Origin of the sequence: Lelliottia nimipressuralis, assembly GCF_004115925.1 — a bacterium.
Taxonomy (GTDB): Bacteria; Pseudomonadota; Gammaproteobacteria; order Enterobacterales; family Enterobacteriaceae; genus Enterobacter; species Enterobacter nimipressuralis.
On sequence record NZ_SDDX01000001.1, the window covers coordinates 181,150 to 203,185 of the forward strand.

The window sequence follows — 22,036 nt, forward strand, 5'->3', positions numbered from 1 at the left end:
GATGTATGGGCAACATTCCACTTTTCAAGCTACATGACGCGACAGGCAAACCCTTTCAGATACAGCCCTTCCGGGTAGGTAGCGATCACCGGGTGATCGGCCGCCTGACGGAACTGCTCTATAAATTGTACATCACGGCCCGCATCTACAGCGGCATCTGCGATCAGTTTCTGAAATAAATCGGTGGTCATCAGGCCTGAGCAGGAGAAGGTCAGCAAAATGCCGCCTGGATTGAGCAACTGAATGGCAAGCATGTTGATGTCTTTATAGCCACGGCAGGCGCCCATCAGCTGGCTTTTGTTTTCCACGAACTTCGGCGGGTCCATCACGATGACATCGAATTTCTCCCCCTGATCGCGGTATTTGCGCAGCAGTTTGAACACGTCATCGCGGACAAATTCGGCTTTGCTCAGATCCAGCTTGTTCAGCTCAACGTTCTGTTTTGCCACGTCCAGCGCTTCCTGCGAGGTGTCGACGCTGACCACCTGGCTGCACCCGCCCATCAGTGCCGAAACGGCAAATCCGCCGGTGTAGGAGAAGCAGTTCAGCACGCGTTTATTCGCAACGTACTGGCGCGTCGCCAGGCGGCTGTCGCGCTGATCGAGGTAATAGCCGGTTTTATGGCCACCCTGGATGTCGACGTACAGCTTCATACCATGCTCTTCAATAGGCAGCAGGGCAGGCGGCAGTTCACCGGTGACCGGACCTTGCGTCAGCTCCATCCCCTCTTTTTTACGCACCGCGACATCGCTGCGATCGTAAATAGCGCAGTCAGGGTAAAGGCCCTGCAGGGCACTGATTAACGCGGCGCGCTGATACTCTGCGCCTGCGCTCAGGAGCTGAAGCACCAGAAAGTTGCCGAAGCGGTCGATGGTCACGCCCGGCAGACCGTCGGACTCGCCGGCAATCAGTCGATAGCTGTCCAGCCCGTCACGTTTCGCCAGCCAGTCACGCCACTCCTGCGCCTGCTGTAAACGGCGGGTGAAGAAGGCGATATCGATGGTTTCGTCTTTATCAAAGCTCCAGACGCGCGCACGGATCTGAGAAGCAGGCGAGTATGCGCCGCGCGCTAACCATTTCCCCTGATGGTCAACAATATCGATGGTTTCACCGAGGCTGGCTTTCCCTTCCATGCGGGCAACGGCACCAGAAAACACCCAGGGATGACGGCGCAATAATGATTTCTCGCGCCCTTTGGCTAACACTAAACGTACACTCATAATTTGCTATTCTGTTGATTCAATGAATTGGCGGCCATTTTCCCGAGTTCAGTGGGGAAATGCAACGCGCCAGACAGGATTAAGGGGAACGATGATGTCAAAAGTCTGCACAATCGCCTGGGTTCACGGCACCGTTCAGGGCGTCGGGTTTCGCTACAGTACGCAGCGCGAAGCGTTACAGCTTGGGCTGACGGGCTATGCGCGCAATATGGATGACGGCAGCGTGGAAGTGGTGGCCTGTGGCGACGCTGAGCAAGTCGAAAAACTGGTCGCCTGGCTGAAAGCGGGCGGGCCACGTAGCGCACGGGTTGAAAAGGTTTTAACCGAACCGCATCAACCCGGCCGCGACTATGTGGATTTCGGTATTCGCTATTAAATACACTTCACGGGCTTGGGCAAACCGGCGATTTTGGTCGCCTGTTTCGCTGGCCCTTTCGGGAACAGGCGATACAGATAGCGGCTATTGCCTTTCTCTTCGCCAAACTTGTTGGCCATCGCCTTCACCAGCATACGGATGGCGGGAGAGGTGTTGAATTCCAGATAGAAGTCGCGCACAAAGCGCACCACTTCCCAGTGCTCCGGCGTCAGGGTAATAGCCTCTTTCTCGGCAATCACCTCGGCAAGGCCTTCGCTCCACTGGCTGCTCTCTTTCAGATAGCCGTCGTTATCGGTTTCTATCTCTTTACCTTCAAAGCTCAACATAGTCATTCACACGTCAATCGAAAACCCGCGCAGTGTACCAAAAAACAAAGCCCCGCATAAGCGGGGCTTGTTTCGACGCACTGTCTGTTAATCGCGGCTGGCGAAGCCCAGGATGCTCAACAGGCTGACGAAGATATTGTACAGCGACACATACAGGCTCACGGTAGCACGAATGTAGTTCGTTTCGCCGCCATGAATGATGTTGCTGGTTTCATACAGGATCGCCCCGGAGGAGATCAGGATGAACACCGCGCTAATCGCCAGGTGCAGGGCAGGCAGCTGCAGGAAGATGTTTGCCACCATGCCGACCAGTACAATCACGATACCCGCCATCAGCATTCCGCCGAGGAAAGACATGTCTTTACGGGTCGTCAGGACGTAAGCGGAGCAGCAGAAGAACACCAGTGCCGTACCACCCAGCGCCATGCCAATCACATCACCCATGCCCGCAGACAGATAGGCGTTGAGGATTGGTCCCAGGATATAACCCAGGAAGCCAGTGAAAGCGAACGCAGACAGAATACCAATCGGTTTGTCAGCGGTTTTATAGGTCAGGAACATCAGACCATACATGCCCACCAGCGTCAGAATCAGGCCCGGAGACGGCAACATCAGCACGGTGCTGGCCGTTGCGGTAATGGCGGAAAACGCCAGGGTCAGGCTGAGCATGAAATAGGTATTGCGCAGCACTTTGTGGGTGCTGAGTAGCGATGTGCGGTCGCGTGAAGAACTAATAATACGATCCATGAGTCACTCTCTTATGACAGATGTAATTAACGGCAAGAATAAGAAAGGTCTTGCCAGTTACAAAGTGGTTTTACCCATCTTTACTCAGCACCTTAGGGCCTGCATTGGTGCTTTGTTTCAAAGAAATCCATTTCAACAGAATGAATATCGGTTTGACGAATTTAATCAGATCAACATCTTATAGGTTACTGAAAAATATTGCCTTATTTATCTTTGAGCGCTAAGAGTGAATACGCATCGTCAAAAACCCACAATAAGGCGAAACAATGAAATCAGCATCACGCACTCACTTTACACTCTCTTTACTGACGGCAGGGATCTTGTGCGCCAGCACAACGGCCTGGGCGGCCAGTGTACCAGCAGGAACGCAGCTGGCAGAGAAACAGGAACTGGTCAGGAATAACGGCAGCGAGCCGGCATCGCTCGATCCCCACAAAGTCGAAAGCGATGTCGAATTCAATATTATCAGTGATTTGTTCGAAGGGCTGGTGAGTGTCTCACCGGCGGGGGAAATTCAGCCGCGCCTGGCAGAGAAATGGGAAAATAAAGACAACACCGTCTGGACCTTCCACTTGCGCCCTGGCATCACCTGGAGTGACGGCTCTGCGATTACCGCTCAGGATATTGTCTGGAGCTGGCAGCGTCTGGTTGATCCTAACACCGCGTCACCCTACGCCAGCTACCCTGGCAACATGCATATTGTGAATGCGACCGATATCGCGCAGGGGAAGCAAAAGCCCGACACGCTGGGCGTGAAGGCGATTAACGACACCACCCTCGAAGTGACGCTGACACAGCCGAATGCGGCGTTCCTCGCCATGCTGGCGCACCCGTCGCTGGTGCCGGTCGATAAAGTGCTGATAAGCCGCTTCGGCGACAAATGGACCAAGCCCGAGCACTTTGTCAGCAGCGGCGCGTACAAACTCTCACAGTGGGTGGTCAACGAACGTATCGTTGCTGAGCGTAACCCGCGCTACTGGGATAACGCCCACACGGTGATCAATAAAGTGACGTATCTGCCGATCACCTCTGAAGCCTCGGACGTGAACCGCTACAAAGCGGGTGAAATTGATATCGTCTATACGGTGCCCATCAACCAGTTTGCCCAGTTGAAGAAAACGCTGGGCGCAGAACTGGATGTCTCCCCGCAGCTTGCCACCTATTACTACGAATTCAACACCACCCGACCGCCGTTCAACGACGTGCGGGTGCGTAAAGCGTTAAACATGGCCCTGGATAAGGACATTATTGCCGAGAAAGTATTAGGGCAGGGGCAGCGCCCGGCGTGGGTGATCAGTCAGCCGGACATCGGCGGCGTGAAACTTAAGGCGCCAGAGTACGCGAGCTGGCCAATCGACAAACGCATCGCAGAGGCGAAAAAACTGCTCAGCGAAGCGGGATTCAACGACAGCCATCCGCTCAGTTTCAATTTGCTCTATAACACGTCGGAATCCCATCAGCGTATCGCCATCGCCGCCAGCTCCATGTGGAAGAAAAATCTCGGCGTGGAAGCGAAGCTGCAAAACCAGGAGTGGAAAACCATGCTGGATACCATGCACACGCACAATTTCGATGCCGTGCGCTACGCCTGGATTGCCGACTACGATGACGCCGCGACCTTCCTGAACAATTTCCGCACCGGCGACAGCGAAAATACCAGCCAGTACAGCAACCCGGCCTATGACAAGGCGCTGGTGGATGCGGCGAAAGCCAAAACCACCGAGGAGCGCGGCAAGTTCTACCAGCAGGCGGAAGACCTGTTGGGCCAGGATGTGCCCGCTATTCCGGTGTATCACTACGTCCGTACGCATTTAATTAAGCCATGGGTGGGTGGATTTACGCCGGATAAACTGGGTTATTACTTCACGAAGGACATGTACATCAAAAAGCATTAAGCCGTAAATGGGCTATTTTGTGCTGACAAAATAGTCAATGCGTTGTTATTTCAACCGATTAACATCGTTTTGGCTATTTTTGAAGCAAACGAACACATTGATGCTTTACACGAAGTACGGAGGTGTTTATAGTGCGCCCCATACCGGAAGCGTGGCCGAGCGGTTGAAGGCACCGGTCTTGAAAACCGGCGACCCGAAAGGGTTCTAGAGTTCGAATCTCTACGCTTCCGCCAAATACGAAAAAAGGGGTTACCGAAAGGTAACCCCTTTTTTTTGCTCTCTTTTCATCAGAATCTTCTTTGGCTCAATCCAAAGCCTGTACAGGCATTGCCAGCAGCGCACGGAAAGGAGAGTTTTAGCCCGATGAAGGGCGGGACGTTACCGATGTGGTTGAATGATGGGAATGTTGATCACTGCACGTCGAAGATGTTGCGAGAGCCGGGGGCGCATTCCCGGCTCTCGCGAGGCTTTGGTTTAGGCTAGGCGCCTTTCACTCCAGACCCAGCGTGTACTGCGCGATTTTGAAATAGATAATCAGGCCTGTTCCGTCGATAAAGGTGGCGATAAACGGCGCGGAAACCACTGCAGGGTCGATGCCGCAGCGTTTTAGCACCATTGGGATCACTGACGAGACAATGGCGCTCCAGAGGGTGATGCACACCAGCGTCAAGCTCACGATAAGCGTAATGTCCATTCCAATGCCCATCATCCAGGCGCGCACACAGCCTGCCAGCCCGAGCGTAACGGCAATCATCACCGAGGTGGTCATCTCTTTACGCAGCACGCGTCCCAGGTCTTTCAGCCCAACTTCACCCAGCGCCATTGCACGGACCAGCGTGGAGGTAATCTGCGTGCCGCTGTTGCCGCCGGTGCCAATGAGCAACGGAATAAAGAACGCCAGGGCGATCGCGGATTCGAGAGCATCTTCAAAATGCTGAAGCACAGTGCTGGTGTAGGCCTCTGCGACGAACAGCAGCAATAGCCAGACGGCACGTTTTTTCCATAGCTGCACGGCGCTGGTTTCGAGGTAAGGCCGCTCCAGAGGCAGCGTTGCCCCCTGGCGCTGCGCATCTTCCGTCACGTCATCTTCCAGCAAATGCGCAATTTCACGCTCGGTGAGACAACCCACCAGTTTCCCGTGGGTGACCACCGGTACCACGTCAACACCGGCATGGCTCAGCAGGGCAGCCACTTCTGCACGCTCATCGTCGGGTTTAACCTGCAAAAACTGAGAGACCATCAGCGCGCTCACGGCCTGAACGGTATTGGCTTCCTGTAATAACGCTCTGACCGAAATCATTCCGGCCAATCGGCCATTATTTTCAATAAAAATATGCGTTGGAATATCGTCATCTTTTAATTGTGCGAAGAAATGTTCACGCGCCAGCGCGACACATAATGATGCGTCGAGGACAATAAAATCCGTATTCATATATTGCGCGATGGCGCTGTCGTTAAATGCCGGAAGTGAATTATGGATGGTGTAAGACATAGTGAATTCCCTTTGAATATAATTATCTCTCAGGGGCGAGCAAGACAGGGCATGTCGAAGAGGAGATCCCCACGTCCTGGGTTCAGCACTGTACACCGTATCCCCTAAGGGAAGTTATACTGACAAAGCCTTGATTCGACAGTGCCTGTTTTACCCTGTGTAGTTTCTCTCGAAACCACCAGAGCGATAACGTGTATTTGTACAGGAGCCTCGCCATAACGAGATCGTAGTAAAGCGGTAGGGATAATACGCCAGTTTTTAAATGCTGCTTTAAAATATCAATAATGTTGACGAACGGTTTAGGTTAAATATATTTAATCCGCGTTGAGGTTTTATTTAATTCATTTCATTTTAAATAGCAGATTCCCCTTTCTAAAGAGGCGCTGCGATGGAATGGCTCAATAATTTGCTTAATCATTTTGCACACTATCCGGCGCAATTGTTCGCCTTGCTGGCGGTAATGGCGTTCTGCAAATCAACGGTGTTTGTCTCCTCCATTCTTCCGCCCGCGTCGCTAATGTTGCTTGGTGGGATTACCGTCAGTCAGACAACGCTTTCGCCCGCGCTAGCCTGGCTTGCCGTGGTGATGGGTGCGACGTGCGGCTCAGTGTTGAATTACCATCTGGGGCAGTTCATGGGCAATACGCGGATGATGATGCGCCTGAGTGCAAAACATGCCGATCGCTTTTTACGCATCCAGCATCAGTTAGAGAAAAACAGCGTGGCAGTATTATTCACTGCCCGTTTTCTGGCGGTGCTGCGCTACATCGTACCGCTGGCGGCGGGGATGCTCAGAGTGAATGTCGGGAAGGTTTACGCAGTGAGCCTGATCTCTGCCGCCGTTTGGGCGGCGCTGTATGTCGGCGCGGTGATCGGCATCAGCGCCGGGTTTTCTCCCGGGGGGCTTTAGCCGTTCACGCGGATCACACGCTTTCCAGCCACATCATCCGCTTACTGGCGATCTGCGTATTTGGTCCGTTTATGCTGATATAGCAGCGCGTCCGCCTTCAGCATTGCCTCCTCCAGAGTATCACCCTCGCGCATCTGGTAACTCCCCCAGGAGAACGCCACCATTTTTTCCGTATCAATGGTCTGCAAATAACCTTGTATGCGCGCAATCATATCCCGGGAGCGGTCAATATTATTGTCGATCAGAATTAAACAAAACTCGTCGCCGCCGAGCCGGATTCCGTAATCGCTTTTGCGAATCGACTGAGCCAGCGCCAGCCCCAGGGACTGAATCGCCTTATCGCCCATATGATGACCTAATGTGTCATTGATTCTTTTGAGTCCATCGCTATCTATAGCAATCACCGTGACGGGAATATCTCTCTCCACCAGTAACTGAATTTTTTGGTTGAGTTCTGGCGTGATCACTTTGCGGTTATACAGCCCGGTTAACACATCGGTAATATTGTCGCGGGAGAGTAATTTCTGGCGGATAAACTGTTTGCGGGCATAGCGCAGCAGCATCACGGTAGCCAGGACGTAAAGCAGCACCAGCCAGAAAGTCAAAATCACCACGTAAATCGCATCGAGCTTAACGTGCAGGGTATAGTACTGCGTCATTTCATCTTTATAATTAATCAGATCCAGCGACCTAAGGATCGGTTTATGGAAAATGATATTCCCCCCGGTGGTATTATCCGTGACATACAGGGAGAGGAATTTCCACAATATTGGGCGGTCAGGAGTAATAAACGATGTGGCCAGATCGTGAATATTAATGTCGGTGATCAGCAGACCTTTTATTTTTCCATCAAAAAATACCGGCTTGATCATGCTAATAATATTTCGTCTGGTATAGGCATCTTTATAAATGTGCGTCACAATATTTTCGCCCTGGATCAGGTCTTCCAGCGCGTTATCATCTATCGTAATGGTGTTCGGGTTGTTTGCGAGATTGATTCTGTCCCCGTCGGCCACCAGCCAGTTACCAAAGGTGTAGTCAAACGTGTTCACCAGATGGTTGATGTAAATATAGTTGTTTACGAGGTCAATATAATATCGGGTGCTATTAAACGCGTAGCCCGTATAGTTGGAAAAAGTGTACTTTGACGAGGCAACTGTCTCCGTCATATTAATGACGGGCAGGGCGAGTACATCCTGCCCCCAGGCTTCGCAGGCGGTATTTCGCGTCTGAAGGGTCCCCTCCAGAAGAATGGTCGTTCTCGCCACCAGATTAAAGCCTTTGATCTCGCCAACAGTTTCAACATTCTTGCAGAGCGATTTGGCTTTTTCTTTAGTATTCACGCCTGAGGCCGCTTGTTTAGAAAACGCGCGAGATAAACGATAGGCGATATCCTCATTAATAAATTCTTCATGGAAAAGGGCCGATTTCCCATTCTCGGCAATGTAACCCATATAACCATGAAGATTCTTTACTTCATGTGAAATTAACGTTGCGAATATTGACGTTGTGCAGGCAATGATAATTATCGTTGCAGTGATATATTTACGTTGTGACAAGAAGGTTAATTCCTTTGCAATACCACCTAAGACTATTCGTAAGTATAACATTGAAACAGACTATTATTCAGTGAAGTTATATTTGAATGCTTATTAAACCAGGCGCAATATACCGGCACGAATTCCGCTATATCGCGCCTGTGAAATTACAGACTCCCGGTTCCGCCATCCACCAGCAGGTCGATTCCCACGGTATAGCTGGACTCATCGGACGCGAGATAGAGCGCCGCTTTCGCCAGTTCCTGCGGCGTACCCATACGCCCAAGTGGGACCAGGCTTGCGATATCCCCCTGCAGCGCTTTCTGTGCCTCTGCGCTCAGCCCCAGTTTGTTCAGCGCCGGGGTTTCTACCGGACCAGGGCTTAAGCCATTCACGCGAATGCCACGTGGCAGAAGTTCCGCTGAAAGCGTCCGCGCCAGCGACAGCAGACCTGCCTTACTGGCCGCGTACACGCTGCTGGTGGGTAAGCCGATCCGCGCGCTCACCGAGCCGCACAGGATCACCGAAGAGGGATTATTCAACAGCGGCAGCAGGGCCTGCACCAGAAAGAACGGGCCTTTGAGGTTAATGCCCATCAACCGATCCCACGCCTCTTCGCGCCACTCTTCCAGCAGCCCGTGCGTCACATCACCGGCGTTGATAAACACCGCATCCAGTCGCGGCCAGCGTGCGGCGAGGGTATCTGCCAGCTGTTTCTGTTCCGCAATTTTCCCCGCGTCGGTGGCGATCACCCAGGCGTTGTCCCCCAGCACGCGCTGGGCCTCGGCCAGAGTGTCCGGGTTACGTCCGGTCACCGCGACGTGTGCTCCTTCGGCGATGAACGCCTGTGCTGTCGCCAGACCGATGCCGCTGGTACCCCCTGTAATAAGCGTATATTTACCTGCTAAACGACCCATGGTTATCTCCTGAAATGTCACTGGAGAAAGCACTATAGAAACGTTAGTATCCAAAAGAAACCAGGTACCATTTGGATACTAATGAGGCGAAGGGTGTGCTATGGCGCAAACAGGCGAACTAACCTGCGAAAAAAATTCTGCGACGGAATCCTGTCCGATGACGCAGTTTGTGAATTTGATTTCGGGCAAATGGGCAATCCCCATTCTCTATCGTTTGATTGTGCTGAACAGCCCGGTGCGTTTTGGCGATTTGCTGCGCGCCGCCGCCCCCATCACACAAAAAGAGCTGACCAAACAGCTGCGATTATTTGAACAGCGTGGGCTGGTGTCGCGCACCATTTATCCGGAAATCCCGCCGCGGGTGGAGTATCAGATCACGGCGTTAGGGTTGACGCTGCAGAGCGCGCTCTCTCCGCTGGCCGCCTGGATGCGGGAGTACGGCGACCAGCTGGAGCGCTAGTTTAACGACTGAAATAACGTGGGGCCGGGACGCCGGTGCGCGCGCTGTTGAAGAGGGCCAGACGCGCCTCTTCATAGTCCTCCCACAGCTGCACATCGTGCATTGGCGGGATAGTAATCAGTTCACCCTGATCCAGCCCGGCGAGTGCCGCATCGACCATATTGTCGGTGGTCATCACCGATCCTTCCGGCAGATCGTTCATCGAGACACCCGAAATTTCCCAGATTTCAGTCGCGGTGGCGGCAGGTAACACCGCCTGAATCCGCACGCCGCTGTCGGCAAACTCTTCCTGCAATCCGCGCGTAAAGTTGAGCACCCACGCTTTGGTGGCGCTATAGAGCGCGCTGCCCGCACGGGCGTGGATCGACAGCACCGAGGCGATATTGATCAGCGTACCGCGACGGTTTTCCGCCAGACGTGGAAGAACCGCGAGCGTCAAACGCATCAGCGCAGTCGTGTTGAGAGTATTGATGGCCTGATGCGAGGCGGCATCACTGGCGAGGAACGGTGCCATTTGCGCCGTGCCTGCATTATTGACCAGCGTGTCGATGGCGTTATTACTGTGCAGCACTTCTTCGACGGCGCGGATCCCCGTCTCTTGTGTCAGGTCAGCAACCAGAATCTCGACGTTAACGCTATAGCGTTCACGCAGTTGCGATGCCAGCGCGTTCAGACGATCTTCCCGGCGGGCGACCAGCACCAGGTTGATGCCCCGCGCAGCGAAACGATCGGCGTACACCGCGCCAATACCGGATGATGCCCCTGTGATCAACGCGGTCGAGTGTTGAGTTGTCATTGCGTGTTACCTCAAAGCGGAGTGGATTAATGGTTTCAATATGAAACTGAATCAACTGTGAGATATTTGGTTTTATAATGCAACCAATTTGCGGAGATTATTTTTATTCTGCGGTCAGAAGGAGGGCGAAGGTACGGCTAATGTATTGAAAATAAGGGCTAAGGGAGCTTTGGGACCACCTCGTCCGGCGTCAGTTCGCGGCCATCGTGCGCGATAAGCGCCAGCTTACGCAGCGGCTGACGATGTTCGGCATCCACCAGCACGCTTCCCAGCTCATTTTCCGCAAACAGAAATTCATTGCCCCACTGTGACAACGCCACCAGCACTGTCTGCAGGGCACGGCCTTTTTCGGTCAGGACATACTCCTGCCAGGCGCTGCCGTCGGAGGCGGGCTGCAACACCAGAATCTCTTCTTCCACCAGCAGCTTGAGGCGCGTGGCAAGCATATTTTTGGCGATGCCGAGGCTTTTCTGAAACTCCCCAAAGCGCTTCAGCCCGCGCAGGGCGTCGCGCACAATCAGCAGCGACCACCAGTCGCCGATAATATCGAGCGAACGGGCGACGGGGCAGGTACTCTCTTCAAGACGGGTTCGTTTCACAGTCACTCCTGAGGTTGATAGTTTTATTATAAAACCTTTTTTCGCCCGCGTAAAAAGAGATAACTATCAGTTTGAGAAATGGTTCCCGGAAATATGTCATCAATCTGTCACAATCATATCGACGATAATAATACGTGAGGAACAAGGGATGAGAAAAACACTACTCGCTATTGCAGTGGCTGGCACCGTAACAATGACCTCTGGCGTTCAGGCGCAACCGGCCCCGGAAGGCTATCAGTTGCAGCAGGTTTTGATCATGAGCCGCCACAACCTGCGCGCGCCGCTGGCGAATAACGGCAGCGTGCTGGAGCAGTCCACGCCGGGCAAATGGCCGGAATGGGAGGTGCCGGGCGGGCAGCTCACCACCAAAGGCGGCGTGCTCGAAGTCTATATGGGCCATTACATGCGTGAATGGCTGGCGGAGCAGGGGATGGTGACCACTGGCGAATGCCCACCGGCTGATGCGGTCTATACCTATGCCAACAGTCTGCAACGTACCGTCGCGACCGCGCAGTTCTTTATCACCGGGGCTTTCCCTGGCTGTGATGTGCCGGTGCATCATCAGGAAAAAATGGGCACCATGGACCCGACCTTTAACCCGGTGATCACTGATAATTCGCCGGAGTTCCGCGAAAAAGCGATCAAAGCGATGGAGACCGAGCGCCAGGGCATGAAGCTGGATGAGAGCTACAAGCTGCTGGAGCAGATCACCAAATACACGGATTCCCCGTCCTGCAAAGAGAAAAAAGAGTGCTCTCTGACCGAGGCCAAAGACACCTTCACCGCCGATTATGAAAAAGAGCCGAGCGTCTCTGGTCCGCTTAAAGTGGGCAACTCGCTGGTGGATGCCTTTACGCTGCAGTATTACGAAGGCTTCCCGCTGGATCAGGTGGCGTGGGGCGAAATCAAGACGGACCAGCAGTGGCGTGTCCTGTCACAGCTGAAAAATGGCTATCAGGATTCTCTTTTCACCTCCACGGAAGTGGCGCGAAACGTCGCCAAACCGCTGGTGAAATATATCGATAAGGCACTGGTCACCGATCAGGCGAAAGCACCGAAAATCACCGTGCTGGTGGGGCATGACTCCAACATCGCATCGCTGCTGACGGCGCTGGATTTCAAACCTTATCAGCTGCATGACCAGCACGAACGCACGCCGATTGGCGGGAAAATTGTTTTCCAACGCTGGCATGATAAGAGTGCGAATCGTGACCTGATGAAAATTGAGTATGTCTATCAAAGCTCAGAGCAGTTGCGAAACGCCGATGTGCTGTCGCTGAAATCTCCGGCGCAGCGTGTGACGCTCGAACTGAAAGACTGTCCGGTGGATACCAACGGTTTCTGCCCGATTGATAAATTTAATACGCTGATGAACGACGCGGCGAAATAAGTAAAAACCCCCCGCTTCGGCGGGGGGCAACGGTCAGACGTTTTTACGTTCGATGGTTTGCTCGCCCCAGAAGAGCGAGTCTTTGTCTGTTTTGTCGAAGGCACGGACCAGCACTTCATCGCTCCCGTCCTCCCAGATTTTCTCCGCCAGCTTCTCGTCATATTCCGCGACTTCAAAGATCGCCTCGGCAATTTCTGGAGAGGTATTGCGTAAACTTGCCCACTCACCGACGTGATGAGCTTTGGATTGTTGAGTTGGCATGCTTGTCCTCCTGTTGAGGTTAACCGTTCAGTTTTTTCGCGAGGCCCGCGACGTGCTCACCCTGATAACGGGCGATGGCCAGCTCTTCCTGGCTTGGCTGACGCGAACCGTCGCCGCCAGCAATGGTGGTCGCCCCGTACGGTGTCCCGCCGCGCACCTGTGAAACATCAAACAATTCTTGCGCACCGTAGCCAATCGGCACAATCACCATCCCGTGATGGGCAAGGGTAGTCCAGGTGGAGGTGATCGTCTGCTCCTGCCCGCCGCCGGTCCCGGTTGAGCTAAAGACGCTGGCCAGTTTGCCGTACAGTGCGCCAGACGCCCACAGCCCGCCGGTCTGATCCAGGAAGGTACGCATCTGCCCGGACATGTTGCCAAAGCGCGTTGGGGTACCAAAGATGATGGCGTCATAGTCGGCCAGCTCTTGCGGGGTTGCCTGCGGCGCATTCTGTGTTTTACCGCCTGCTTTTAGAAACGCCTCGGCGTTCATGGTTTCCGGTACGCGTTTTACCACGACCTCAACACCATCCACTTTACTTGCGCCTTCCGCCACCGCATGAGCCATGGTTTCAATGTGTCCATACATGGAATAATAGAGCACCAGAACTTTTGCCATCTTGCATCACTCCTCGATTGTGGTTTCTGGCAGCGAATCGCTGCGTTCTTTTAAAGATAAGACGCCACGGCCAGACTGCAAACCTGAAAGCCATTTCTTTGATTTATAACAAGATATCTAAGACGATTCCTTGTAGCAAAATGAAACATTTTTAAGAAATCGCGTTTCCTGAATGATAAGAGGAGCTTATTGGTCTCGCTTTCGCGATCTCACACGAATGGCTGATTTCATGTTGCAGAATATTACCGTTTACTGGCTGGATCGGCTCATTCCACTAAGCTTAGTTTCACGCGACGCAGACAAAGGCACTGACCTTGTGTCGTCAGGTGAAAGAATCCTCTTTTACTGAATGCAGTATGATGTCTAATGTTTCATATTCTGGAGGTTCGAGATGGCAAACCATCGTGGTGGGTCAGGTAATTTCGCTGAAGACCGTGACAGAGCATCAGAAGCAGGTCGTAAAGGTGGCCAGCAGAGCGGGGGCAACTTCAAGAATGACCCGCAGCGTGCATCTGAAGCTGGCAAAAAAGGGGGCAAAAACAGTCATGGGAGCAGTAATAAGAGTTAGCGTCTCCCCATTTCAGTGTCACCCAACCTGAAATATCCCCCTGCCGCCGGGTTTCCCCGGCGGTTTTTTCGTTTCATGACATTGAACTGTAACCAAAGCCATCGCACACTAGCGGATTGACTCTTGTTGCAGGTAGCTCATGTCCTCCTCTCGTTACGCCTTTTCCATCAAACCCCAGGAAGCGATCCTGATTCTGATCACCATGTTCTGGGGCGGTACGTTCCTCGCGGTGCAATACGCGGTGACGCTCAGCGATCCCTTTTTCTTCGTCGGGCTGCGTTTTGCCACGGCGGCGATTGCGGTGGCGCTGATTTCACTAAAAACCCTGCGCGGTCTGACCCTGAAAGAGCTACAGGCTGGAGTGGCGATTGGCGTTGCTATCGCGATGGGCTACAGCCTGCAAACCTGGGGTTTACAGACGATCCCCAGCAGCAAATCGGCGTTTATTACCGCGATGTATGTTCCGCTGGTGCCGCTGCTGCAGTGGCTGTGTCTGGGCAGAATGCCGGGGCTGATGTCCTGCATCGGTATCGTGCTGGCGTTTATTGGCCTGATCCTGCTTGCAGGACCGGGTGACAACCTGCTGGCGATGGGGCCGGGCGAAATCATTACGCTGATTGGCGCAGTGGCGATCGCGGCGGAAATTATTCTGATCAGCGCCTGGGCCGGAAAGGTCGACGTTAAACGGGTGACCGTCGTGCAGCTGGCAACAGCCTCAATAGTGGCCTTTATCGCGATGGTGCCTGCGGGCGAATCGGTGCCGCCGATGTCCACCGGGCTGGTGGTTGTGGCGCTCGGTCTGGGAATTTTCAGCGCCATTATTCAGGTGACAATGAACTGGGCGCAGCGCAGCGTTTCGCCCACGCGCGCCACCGTCATCTACACCGGTGAACCGGTCTGGGCCGGTATTTTTGGCCGTCTGGTGGGCGAACGCCTGCCACTGCTGGCGCTGTTAGGTGCGGCGTTTATCGTGCTGGGTGTGCTGGTCAGTGAGTTAAAGCTAAAAAAGAGACGCCGTGAAGCGGCCGATCTGACCCTCGAATAACGCGCTATTGTACCTGAAGCGCGGCCATTCACTCTGCCAGCGCTATCCTGTGCCGGGTAAGGCGACGCGCCATTACCCGGCACAAACCTTCTGTCAGGAATCCTGACGCACCACTTCAGCCTGAGTAACCTCAGCCGTGCGCCGACTCAACAGCGCATTCAGTAAAATCGCGCCAAAGGTCGCCGTCCCAATCCCGCCCAGAGTAAAGCCGCCGAGCGTCAGTGCGAAATCCCCTGCACCGAGCACCAGCGTTACGGCGACCATAATCAGGTTGCCGTTCTGGTTGAGATCCACACGGTTCTGCACCCAGATGCGAGCGCCTGCCACGGCAATCAGACCAAACACCACAATCGACGCTCCGCCAATCACCGGCGCCGGAATGGTGTGGATCAGCGCCCCGAATTTCGGAGAAAAGCCCAGCAGCAGGGCAATCACCGCCGCGGCGACAAACACCAGCGTGGAGTAAACCTTGGTCACCGCCATCACGCCGATATTCTCCGCGTATGTCGTCACGCCGCTGCCGCCCACGGCGCCAGAGAGCATCGTGGCCAGCCCGTCACCCACGAACGCGCGCCCCATGTACGGGTCCATGGTACGCCCGGTCATTCCAGCGACCGCTTTGAGATGGCCTAAGTTTTCCGCCACCAGAATCACCGCGACCGGCGCGATAAGCATCATCGCCTGTCCGCTAAAGGTGGGGGAGGTGAGGTGCGGCAGACCAAACCAGGCGGCGTTTTGCACCAGCGTAAAATCGACCGGTTTACCCAGCCCCAGCACGCTGGTCATCAGGGCATACACCAGGCAGGCCGCGATCAGCCCCACCAGGATCAACAGCCGCTGAATCATTCCTCGGGTAAATACCGCGACCAGACCAATGCACAGCACCGTCACCGCCGCCATCCAGCTATCAAAAGACGAGCCGGAGACGCTTTTCACCGCGATAGGCGCGAGATTCAGGCCAATCGCCATCACCACCGCCCCGGTCACGACCGGCGGCATCAGGCGTTCGATCCAGCGGGTGCCGACCTTCATCACCACCAGCCCAATCAGGGTGTAGATAAACCCGCAGGCGATAATGCCGCCGAGGGCGATACTAAGATTGGGGTTGATGCCCTGGCCGTTATAGCCCGTGGCGGCGATCACCACACCGACAAAAGCGGCACTTGAGCCAAGATAGCTCGGCACGCGCCCGCCGGTGATGAAAAAGAACAGCAGCGTGCCAATCCCCGACATCAGGATCGACAGATTCGGATCAAGCCCCATCAGAATGGGCATCAGCACCGTCGCGCCAAACATAGCGACCGCATGCTGAACCCCCATCACCACGGTGGGTAGGACGGGAAGCCTCTCATCCGGCGCGACCACGCCGCGTTCAGTGGAGGTCGAGGTTAACTGCCAGTGGGGAAAACTGAACAAGGCCATGAGCTGTCTCCTTAAGGAGGGTTAACAGGCGGGTCGCAGGAGTGCGTGATAGCCGCGATCAAACCACACCAGTCCCTGCGGCGCGGGGTGGCGGGTAATGGAGACAATGTCGCAAAACAGAATGTCGTGGGTACCGACGCTGACCACCTGGCTGATGCGGCAGTCAAACGACGCCAGAGCCTCCTCCAGCCGTGGGCAGCCCGTTTCACCGGTCTGCCAGTTTGCCGCCGCGAAGCGTTCCGCCATCGGCGTTTTCCCGCCGAACAGGTTAGACAGCGGCTCTTGTCCGGCGCAGAGGGTATTGACGCACAAGGTGCGGTTTTCGCTAAACGTCGGCCAGACGGACGCGCCACGATTCAGGCACACCAGCAGCGTCGGCGGAGAGTCGGTCACGCTGCACACGGCGCTGGCGGTAAATCCCGCCTGTCCGGCAGGGCCATCGGTGGTAATGATATTCACCGCCGCGCCGACGCAGGCCATCGCGTCGCGAAAGGTTTGTTGATCCGGTACGCTCATGTTTGCTCCTTACGCCAGCCCGCAGGCATCTTCAAAGGTCAGACGCGGCAGTCGGGCATAGACTTTGCTCGCATCGCCATACCCGATATTGATCAGCAGATTGCTTTTCAGACCGGTGCCGGTGAAAAAGGCTGCATCCACTTTTTGCGGATCAAAGCCGGACATTGGCCCGGTATCCAGCCCCAGAGAGCGACAGGCGAAGATCAGATAGGCCGCCTGCAGGGAGCTGTTGCGAAACGCCGTCTCCTGGGCGAGTTCCGGGCTGGTGGTAAACCAGCTGCGGGCATCGCCGTGGGGGAACAGTTCAGGTAAACGCTCATAAAATTCGCTGTCCCACGCCACGATCGCCGTGACGGGGGCGGCAAGGGTTTTTGCCAGATTGCCGCTGGAGAGGGCCGGCGCCAGTTTTTCTTTGCCTTCGGCCGTGCGAACAAACACGATCCGCGCGGGGGAGCAGTTGGCGGAGGTCGGTCCCCATTTCATCAGGTCGTAAATCTCACGCAGCGTCTCATCGCTGACCGGAATATCCTGCCAGCCGTTGTGCGTTCGGGCGTCGGTAAAGAGCGTTGTCAGCGCGCTCGGGTTGATGGCTTCGCTCATGGCGGCTCCTTATAGCACTTTTTCACGCGTATGCAGCAGGCTGGCAAGCCCGTTCAGCAATAGCGTATTAAACGTATCGGGATCGGTGACGTTGCAGGCGTGTCCGCCCTGGCGCATCACCACTTTTTCGCTGTGGGGCAGCGCGGCGTGCAGCGCAGACGAACAGACGGCGGGCACCAGCAGATCGTCTGCGGAGCAGATCACCTGCACCGGGCAACGAATCCGCGCCGCATCCCGGCTAAAATCCGCCTGTTTCAGGGCCTGAAGCCGACGCAGCAGATTCGCTTTCCCCTGGAAATGGGCGAGCGCAAGGGCCTCTTCGGCCTCCATGCGCGGGCCACGGGCCGCCATCCAGTCTGCGGGGTAGAGAAACAGGGGCTGCGCCTCTACCCAGGCCTGCGCGCCGCCCGCATGCAGCAGCCGCTCGCGGATCTGAAAGCAGCGGCGGGTATGGGCGTTTAACGTTAGCCAGCCGTTGACGGACACCAGCGCGGTGAGCGCCTCAGGGTGATCGAGAGCTAACTGCAGGCCGACCAGCGCCCCCAGCGCGTGTCCCACCACGCAAAAGCGCGGAATGCCTGCCTCTGTCAGCGCCAGATACAGCTCCTGCGCCATCTGCGCGAGAGAATAGCCCTCGGGCAACGCCTCGGGATTATTCCCGGTCCCACGCTGGTCGTAGCACACCACCTGATACTCTTGCTCCAGCACTGCCAGCTGCGGCAGCCAGTAGCCACCCGCGCCACCCAGCCCGGCAATGAGAACCACCACCGGCGCACCGGCGTACGGGGGCGGTGAAACGGATATTTTCATGGCAACCTCATTTTCCGATATGCGCAACGGTGGCGATTTCGACCAGCGCCTCGGGCTTTACCAGTCCGCACTGGATACAGAACCGTGCCGGTTTGTCGCCGGGGAAAAACTCGGCGTAAATTTCGTTAATCGCGGCGTAGTTTTTCCAGTCGGTGATAAAAATGCTGTTGAAGGTAACGTCCTCCATCGTTCCACCCGCCGTTTCGATAACGCTCCTGATGGTCTCGAGAACGTGGCGGGTTTGCGCCTTTGGGTCGTCGGGATAGACCACGTTGTTGTGCTTATCAAACGGCAGCGTGCCGGAGACATACACCACGCCGTCGGCGAGCGTGCCGGGTACAAAGGGCGCAATCGGCGTGCTGGTGCCTGCGGGAATGATCACGGATTTCGGCATAGTGTGGCTCCTCAGGCGATACGGGCTAACGATGGCGGAGAGATGGCATCGCAAAACTCGGCGACGGTGCTGACCCAGCCAAAAAAGGTTTCGATATTGAACAGGGCGGCCTGCTGCGCGAACTCCGGCCCGGCCTGGTGCGTTGCGTCTGACAGCACCACGCCGAAATACTCAAGGAAAAAGCCGTCGCGCAGGGTCGATTCCACGCAGACGTTGGTGGCGATCCCGGTGAAGACCAGATGGCGAATGCCTCGACTGCGCAGCAGGCTGTCGAGCGGGGTATTGAAAAAGCCGCTGTAACGCGGTTTGGGCAGCACGATATCGCCGGGCTGCGGCACCAGTTCATCCACCAGCTGGTAATCCCAGCCCCCTTTTGCCAGCAGTTTTCCCTGCAGCTCCGGCTGCTTGCGCATGGTTTTCAGCGCGTTGGATTTGTGGAAGTTAGGCGAACCGGGGCCACCGGCTTCCACGTACTGATCGTCCCAGCCGTTCTGGAACCAGATAATCAGCATGCCCGCCGCGCGGGCGGCGGCAACGGCGGTGTTGATATTGTCGATTACCGGACGGGTGGCCGAGACGTCAAATCCGGCCAGATCCAGATAACCGCCCTGGCTTGCGTAGGCGTTTTGCATATCCACCACGATCAGCGCGCTATGCTCAGGCGCAAAGGTGATGGCTTCCGGGCGTGCATGTAACGTCGTCATTACGCGACCTCCCTGGTGACGGCGGGAATATGTGTGCGGCACTGCATTAGCGGCTGAATGCGCTCGCCAAAGGTTTCCACGCCGGTAAGGAAATCGTCGAAGGTCAGCAACACGCCTTCGGCACCGGGCACGCTGGCAACTTCATCAAGCATTCGCGCCACATTGGCGTAAGAGCCGACCAGCGTGCCCATGTTGATGTTGACCGCGGAGGTCGGGTCCGCCATCTGGCGCACGTTGGTGTCCGATCCGGAACGCGTGTCTTTTTGGCTCTGTTCCGTCAACCAGCTCAGGGCTTCTTCATCGGCACCGGCTTTGTAATGCTCCCATTTCGCCCGCGCGGCCTCGTCGGTTTCGTCGGCGATCACCATAAACAGCACATAAGAACCGACCTCGCGCCCGGTCACTTCCGCCGCTTCTTTCATCCGCGCTGCAGTCGGCGCGAAGGCGGCCGGGGTGTTGACGCCTTTGCCGAAGCAGAAGTTGAAATCTGCGTGCTGCGCCGAGAACGCCATGCCTGCGTCGCTTTGTCCGGCGCAGATCACTTTCATCGGCGTGGAGGGCTGCGGGCTGACGCGGCAGTCGTTCATGGTGAAGTAATCGCCCTTGAAATCGCTCTTGCCGGTGCCCCACAGATCGCGCAGGACCTGCACGTACTCGGTGAGATAGTCATAGCGGCGCGAGAAATACTCATCGCCCGGCCACAGCCCCATCTGCTCGTATTCCGGTTTTTGCCAGCCGGTCACCAGATTCACGCCGAAACGACCGCCGGAGATAGAGTCAATGGTCGACGCCATTCGCGCCACAATCGCCGGGGGCAGGGTGAGGGTGGCGGCCGTCGCGTAAATCTGAATGCGTGAGGTCACCGCCGCCAGGCCCGCCATCAGGGTGAAGGACTCCAGATTGTGATCCCAGAATTCGGTTTTACCGCCGAAACCGCGCAGCTTAATCATCGAGAGCGCAAAATCGAAATGGTAATGCTCCGCCTTTTGCACAATGGCTTTGTTCAGCTCGAAGGTCGGCATGTACTGCGGCGCGTGGGAGGAGATTAGCCAGCCGTTATTGCCGATAGGGACGAATACGCCAATTTTCATCACGAACCTCTCTTCAACTCAGTGTGGGGTGAAAGTCAGACGTGGCGCTGCATCCTGCATTTCCTGTTCAGCCTCGTGAGATAGGTTTTGCAAAGGGAATGCCAGTTTTGAAAATGGCTTTGTTATTAGTGTGTTAACTGATGGTTGTTAAAAAGATGCCGGTAAAAGTGGACTAACTGGTCAAAAGCGATGCACACAAATCAGGCAGTTATGCGCGATTGAGGTGCAGAATGTCGTGAGAAGCGAGGGGTTTTGCTATGCTGAACGCACATCAACAAGGAGAGCAGGCATGACACAAGGCGCAGTGCAAACAGCAGGTAAACGTTCGCGGGCGGTGAGCGCCAAGAAGCAGGCCATTCTGAAAGCCGCACTGGAGACCTTTTCCCGGTTCGGCATTCACGGCACGCGTCTGGAGCAGGTGGCGGAGCTGTCCGGCGTGTCGAAAACCAATCTGCTCTACTACTACCCGTCGAAAGAAGCGCTCTATGTCGCCGTTCTGCAGCAAATTCTCGATATCTGGCTGGCGCCGCTGAAAGCGTTTCGCGAAGAACTGGCGCCGCTAGTGGCGATCAAAGAGTACATTCGCCTCAAGCTGGAGGTCTCCCGCGACCATCCGCAGGCGTCGAAGCTGTTCTGCATGGAGATGCTGCAAGGTGCGCCGCTGTTGCAGGCGGAACTGACGGGGGATTTAAAGCAGCTGATCGACGACAAATCGGCCATCATTGCGGGCTGGGTGGCGAGCGGAAAGCTGGCGCCAATCGATCCGCAGCACCTGATTTTCATGATTTGGGCCTCGACCCAACACTACGCTGACTTTGCCAGCCAGGTTGAAGCCGTGACCGGAAAAACGCTCCAGGATGAAGCGTTTTTCCAGAGTGCGGTGGATAACGTGCAGCGTCTGATTATTGAAGGGATTCGCCTGCGTTAATTGCCTGGCGGCAGCGGGCAGCTCAAATCGCCTTCTTCGCACTGCATCAGCGAGGCCAGAAACGCCTCGCGCTCGACGGTTTTTTCCGTCATGCACTGATTAATGATCATCGGCTGGATGCTGCCGCCTTCGGTGCCGGAACCGGCAAAGGCGCAGTCGGCATCACGCAGTCCAATCCACGCCTGCTGGGCCTTTTTCAGTAAATCACGCTGGGGCACGGCAGCACGCTTCATCACGGCCTGGTACGTCTGATTCAGTTTTTTATCTGCCGCCTGATATTGCTGGGCGGTGCAGGTGTTCAGATCGGTCTGGGTGGTCGCACTGGCACACTCATCCGCCAGCGCGTTAGCGCTGAAGAGCAATACCGCGCCGGCAATCAATACTCGTTTCATTTTACCCTCCGTATAAAAAAGCC

26 protein-coding genes, 1 tRNA gene and 1 riboswitch are annotated in these 22,036 nt (G+C 55.4%); of the genes, 9 read left to right on the forward strand and 18 right to left on the reverse strand.

Annotation, left to right across the window (positions count from 1 at the left end):
- Positions 1 to 29 precede the first annotated feature (29 nt).
- Complete coding sequence (gene rlmI, locus ETG88_RS00775) at positions 30 to 1,220, reverse strand: 23S rRNA (cytosine(1962)-C(5))-methyltransferase RlmI (RefSeq protein WP_100780675.1); 1,191 nt, start codon at positions 1,218 to 1,220, stop codon at positions 30 to 32.
- A 94-nt stretch (positions 1,221 to 1,314) separates the two neighbouring features.
- Between rlmI and yccX the strand changes: the two genes are divergently transcribed.
- Entirely contained in the window at positions 1,315 to 1,596 is a 282-nt protein-coding gene (yccX, locus tag ETG88_RS00780) for an acylphosphatase (RefSeq protein ID WP_100780674.1), read from the forward strand.
- Here the strand turns inward: yccX and tusE are convergent.
- Together tusE and yccA are read right to left on the reverse strand one after the other, a co-directional pair.
- Positions 1,593 to 1,922: a sulfurtransferase TusE gene (gene tusE / locus ETG88_RS00785; RefSeq protein WP_100780673.1), complete on the reverse strand. Its 330-nt coding sequence runs from the start codon at positions 1,920 to 1,922 to the stop codon at positions 1,593 to 1,595. The two genes, yccX and tusE, sit on opposite strands and share 4 nt — an antisense overlap.
- A gap of 87 nt (positions 1,923 to 2,009) precedes the next feature.
- Positions 2,010 to 2,669 (reverse strand): FtsH protease modulator YccA, encoded by a 660-nt coding sequence (gene yccA, locus ETG88_RS00790; protein WP_100780672.1) that lies wholly within the window; start codon positions 2,667 to 2,669, stop codon positions 2,010 to 2,012.
- Positions 2,670 to 2,935: 266 nt separating this feature from the next.
- Here yccA and ETG88_RS00800 point away from each other — a divergent pair, with 266 nt between their 5' ends.
- Entirely contained in the window at positions 2,936 to 4,564 is a 1,629-nt protein-coding gene (locus tag ETG88_RS00800; RefSeq protein ID WP_107703911.1) for an ABC transporter substrate-binding protein, read from the forward strand.
- 145 nt (positions 4,565 to 4,709) lie between these two features.
- Positions 4,710 to 4,797 (forward strand) — tRNA-Ser (locus ETG88_RS00805).
- A 257-nt stretch (positions 4,798 to 5,054) separates the two neighbouring features.
- Here ETG88_RS00805 and ETG88_RS00810 read toward each other — a convergent pair.
- Positions 5,055 to 6,056: a magnesium transporter gene (locus ETG88_RS00810; RefSeq protein ID WP_129034352.1), complete on the reverse strand. Its 1,002-nt coding sequence runs from the start codon at positions 6,054 to 6,056 to the stop codon at positions 5,055 to 5,057.
- A gap of 60 nt (positions 6,057 to 6,116) precedes the next feature.
- Positions 6,117 to 6,286: riboswitch (M-box (ykoK) riboswitch) on the reverse strand.
- A 158-nt stretch (positions 6,287 to 6,444) separates the two neighbouring features.
- Between ETG88_RS00810 and ETG88_RS00815 the strand changes: the two genes are divergently transcribed.
- Entirely contained in the window at positions 6,445 to 6,966 is a 522-nt protein-coding gene (locus ETG88_RS00815) for a DedA family protein (protein ID WP_129034353.1), read from the forward strand.
- A 41-nt stretch (positions 6,967 to 7,007) separates the two neighbouring features.
- Here ETG88_RS00815 and dgcJ read toward each other — a convergent pair whose 3' ends face one another.
- Both dgcJ and ETG88_RS00825 read right to left on the reverse strand, forming a co-directional pair.
- Positions 7,008 to 8,525, reverse strand: a complete 1,518-nt coding sequence (dgcJ, locus tag ETG88_RS00820) for a diguanylate cyclase DgcJ (protein WP_233446105.1) — start codon at positions 8,523 to 8,525, stop codon at positions 7,008 to 7,010.
- Positions 8,526 to 8,671: 146 nt separating this feature from the next.
- Complete coding sequence (locus tag ETG88_RS00825) at positions 8,672 to 9,421, reverse strand: SDR family oxidoreductase (protein WP_129034355.1); 750 nt, start codon at positions 9,419 to 9,421, stop codon at positions 8,672 to 8,674.
- Between the two features lie 100 nt (positions 9,422 to 9,521).
- On the opposite strand from ETG88_RS00825, the gene ETG88_RS00830 reads away from it, so the two are divergent.
- Positions 9,522 to 9,881: a winged helix-turn-helix transcriptional regulator gene (locus ETG88_RS00830; protein ID WP_100780665.1), complete on the forward strand. Its 360-nt coding sequence runs from the start codon at positions 9,522 to 9,524 to the stop codon at positions 9,879 to 9,881.
- A gap of 1 nt (position 9,882) precedes the next feature.
- On the opposite strand, the gene ETG88_RS00835 is transcribed toward ETG88_RS00830, so the two are convergent.
- A complete protein-coding gene (locus ETG88_RS00835) occupies positions 9,883 to 10,677 on the reverse strand; it encodes an SDR family NAD(P)-dependent oxidoreductase (RefSeq protein ID WP_129034356.1) in 795 nt (264 codons plus the stop codon).
- A gap of 158 nt (positions 10,678 to 10,835) precedes the next feature.
- A complete protein-coding gene (locus ETG88_RS00840; RefSeq protein ID WP_100780663.1) occupies positions 10,836 to 11,276 on the reverse strand; it encodes a winged helix-turn-helix transcriptional regulator in 441 nt (146 codons plus the stop codon).
- Between the two features lie 148 nt (positions 11,277 to 11,424).
- On the opposite strand from ETG88_RS00840, the gene agp reads away from it, so the two are divergent.
- Positions 11,425 to 12,666, forward strand: coding sequence for a bifunctional glucose-1-phosphatase/inositol phosphatase (gene agp, locus ETG88_RS00845; protein ID WP_129034357.1), 1,242 nt, complete (start codon positions 11,425 to 11,427; stop codon positions 12,664 to 12,666).
- Between the two features lie 33 nt (positions 12,667 to 12,699).
- Here agp and ETG88_RS00850 read toward each other — a convergent pair whose 3' ends face one another.
- Positions 12,700 to 12,927, reverse strand: a complete 228-nt coding sequence (locus ETG88_RS00850) for a YccJ family protein (protein ID WP_100780661.1) — start codon at positions 12,925 to 12,927, stop codon at positions 12,700 to 12,702.
- Between the two features lie 19 nt (positions 12,928 to 12,946).
- Complete coding sequence (gene wrbA / locus ETG88_RS00855) at positions 12,947 to 13,543, reverse strand: NAD(P)H:quinone oxidoreductase (protein ID WP_100780660.1); 597 nt, start codon at positions 13,541 to 13,543, stop codon at positions 12,947 to 12,949.
- Positions 13,544 to 13,934: 391 nt separating this feature from the next.
- Between wrbA and ETG88_RS00860 the strand changes: the two genes are divergently transcribed.
- Both ETG88_RS00860 and ETG88_RS00865 read left to right on the forward strand, forming a co-directional pair.
- Positions 13,935 to 14,111: a con-10 family general stress protein gene (locus ETG88_RS00860; RefSeq protein ID WP_100780659.1), complete on the forward strand. Its 177-nt coding sequence runs from the start codon at positions 13,935 to 13,937 to the stop codon at positions 14,109 to 14,111.
- A gap of 139 nt (positions 14,112 to 14,250) precedes the next feature.
- Entirely contained in the window at positions 14,251 to 15,156 is a 906-nt protein-coding gene (locus tag ETG88_RS00865) for a DMT family transporter (protein WP_129034358.1), read from the forward strand.
- 93 nt (positions 15,157 to 15,249) lie between these two features.
- Here the strand turns inward: ETG88_RS00865 and rutG are convergent, their stop codons facing one another.
- The 7 genes from rutG to rutA are packed head-to-tail and all read right to left on the reverse strand — an operon-like array spanning position 15,250 to position 20,693.
- Positions 15,250 to 16,578 (reverse strand): pyrimidine utilization transport protein G, encoded by a 1,329-nt coding sequence (gene rutG, locus ETG88_RS00870; protein ID WP_102105575.1) that lies wholly within the window; start codon positions 16,576 to 16,578, stop codon positions 15,250 to 15,252.
- A gap of 21 nt (positions 16,579 to 16,599) precedes the next feature.
- Positions 16,600 to 17,094: an NADH-dependent FMN reductase RutF gene (gene rutF / locus ETG88_RS00875; RefSeq protein WP_100780656.1), complete on the reverse strand. Its 495-nt coding sequence runs from the start codon at positions 17,092 to 17,094 to the stop codon at positions 16,600 to 16,602.
- Between the two features lie 9 nt (positions 17,095 to 17,103).
- Complete coding sequence (locus ETG88_RS00880) at positions 17,104 to 17,694, reverse strand: malonic semialdehyde reductase (RefSeq protein WP_129034359.1); 591 nt, start codon at positions 17,692 to 17,694, stop codon at positions 17,104 to 17,106.
- A 9-nt stretch (positions 17,695 to 17,703) separates the two neighbouring features.
- Positions 17,704 to 18,504 (reverse strand): pyrimidine utilization protein D, encoded by an 801-nt coding sequence (gene rutD, locus ETG88_RS00885; protein ID WP_129034360.1) that lies wholly within the window; start codon positions 18,502 to 18,504, stop codon positions 17,704 to 17,706.
- 7 nt (positions 18,505 to 18,511) lie between these two features.
- Entirely contained in the window at positions 18,512 to 18,898 is a 387-nt protein-coding gene (gene rutC / locus ETG88_RS00890; protein ID WP_100780653.1) for a pyrimidine utilization protein C, read from the reverse strand.
- Between the two features lie 11 nt (positions 18,899 to 18,909).
- Positions 18,910 to 19,602 carry a pyrimidine utilization protein B gene (gene rutB / locus ETG88_RS00895; protein WP_129034361.1) on the reverse strand — a complete coding sequence of 231 codons (693 nt, stop codon included), beginning with the start codon at positions 19,600 to 19,602 and terminating at the stop codon, positions 18,910 to 18,912.
- A complete protein-coding gene (gene rutA / locus ETG88_RS00900) occupies positions 19,602 to 20,693 on the reverse strand; it encodes a pyrimidine utilization protein A (protein ID WP_129034362.1) in 1,092 nt (363 codons plus the stop codon). The genes rutB and rutA overlap by 1 nt, the downstream gene beginning before the upstream one ends.
- Positions 20,694 to 20,982: 289 nt before the next feature.
- On the opposite strand from rutA, the gene rutR reads away from it, so the two are divergent.
- The gene (rutR, locus tag ETG88_RS00905; protein WP_129034363.1) at positions 20,983 to 21,621 is read left to right on the forward strand and encodes an HTH-type transcriptional regulator RutR; all 639 of its coding nucleotides are present in this window, start codon (positions 20,983 to 20,985) and stop codon (positions 21,619 to 21,621) included.
- Here the strand turns inward: rutR and ETG88_RS00910 are convergent.
- Positions 21,618 to 22,013 (reverse strand): lysozyme inhibitor LprI family protein, encoded by a 396-nt coding sequence (locus tag ETG88_RS00910; protein WP_100780649.1) that lies wholly within the window; start codon positions 22,011 to 22,013, stop codon positions 21,618 to 21,620. The genes rutR and ETG88_RS00910 overlap by 4 nt on opposite strands.
- Positions 22,014 to 22,036 lie beyond the last annotated feature (23 nt).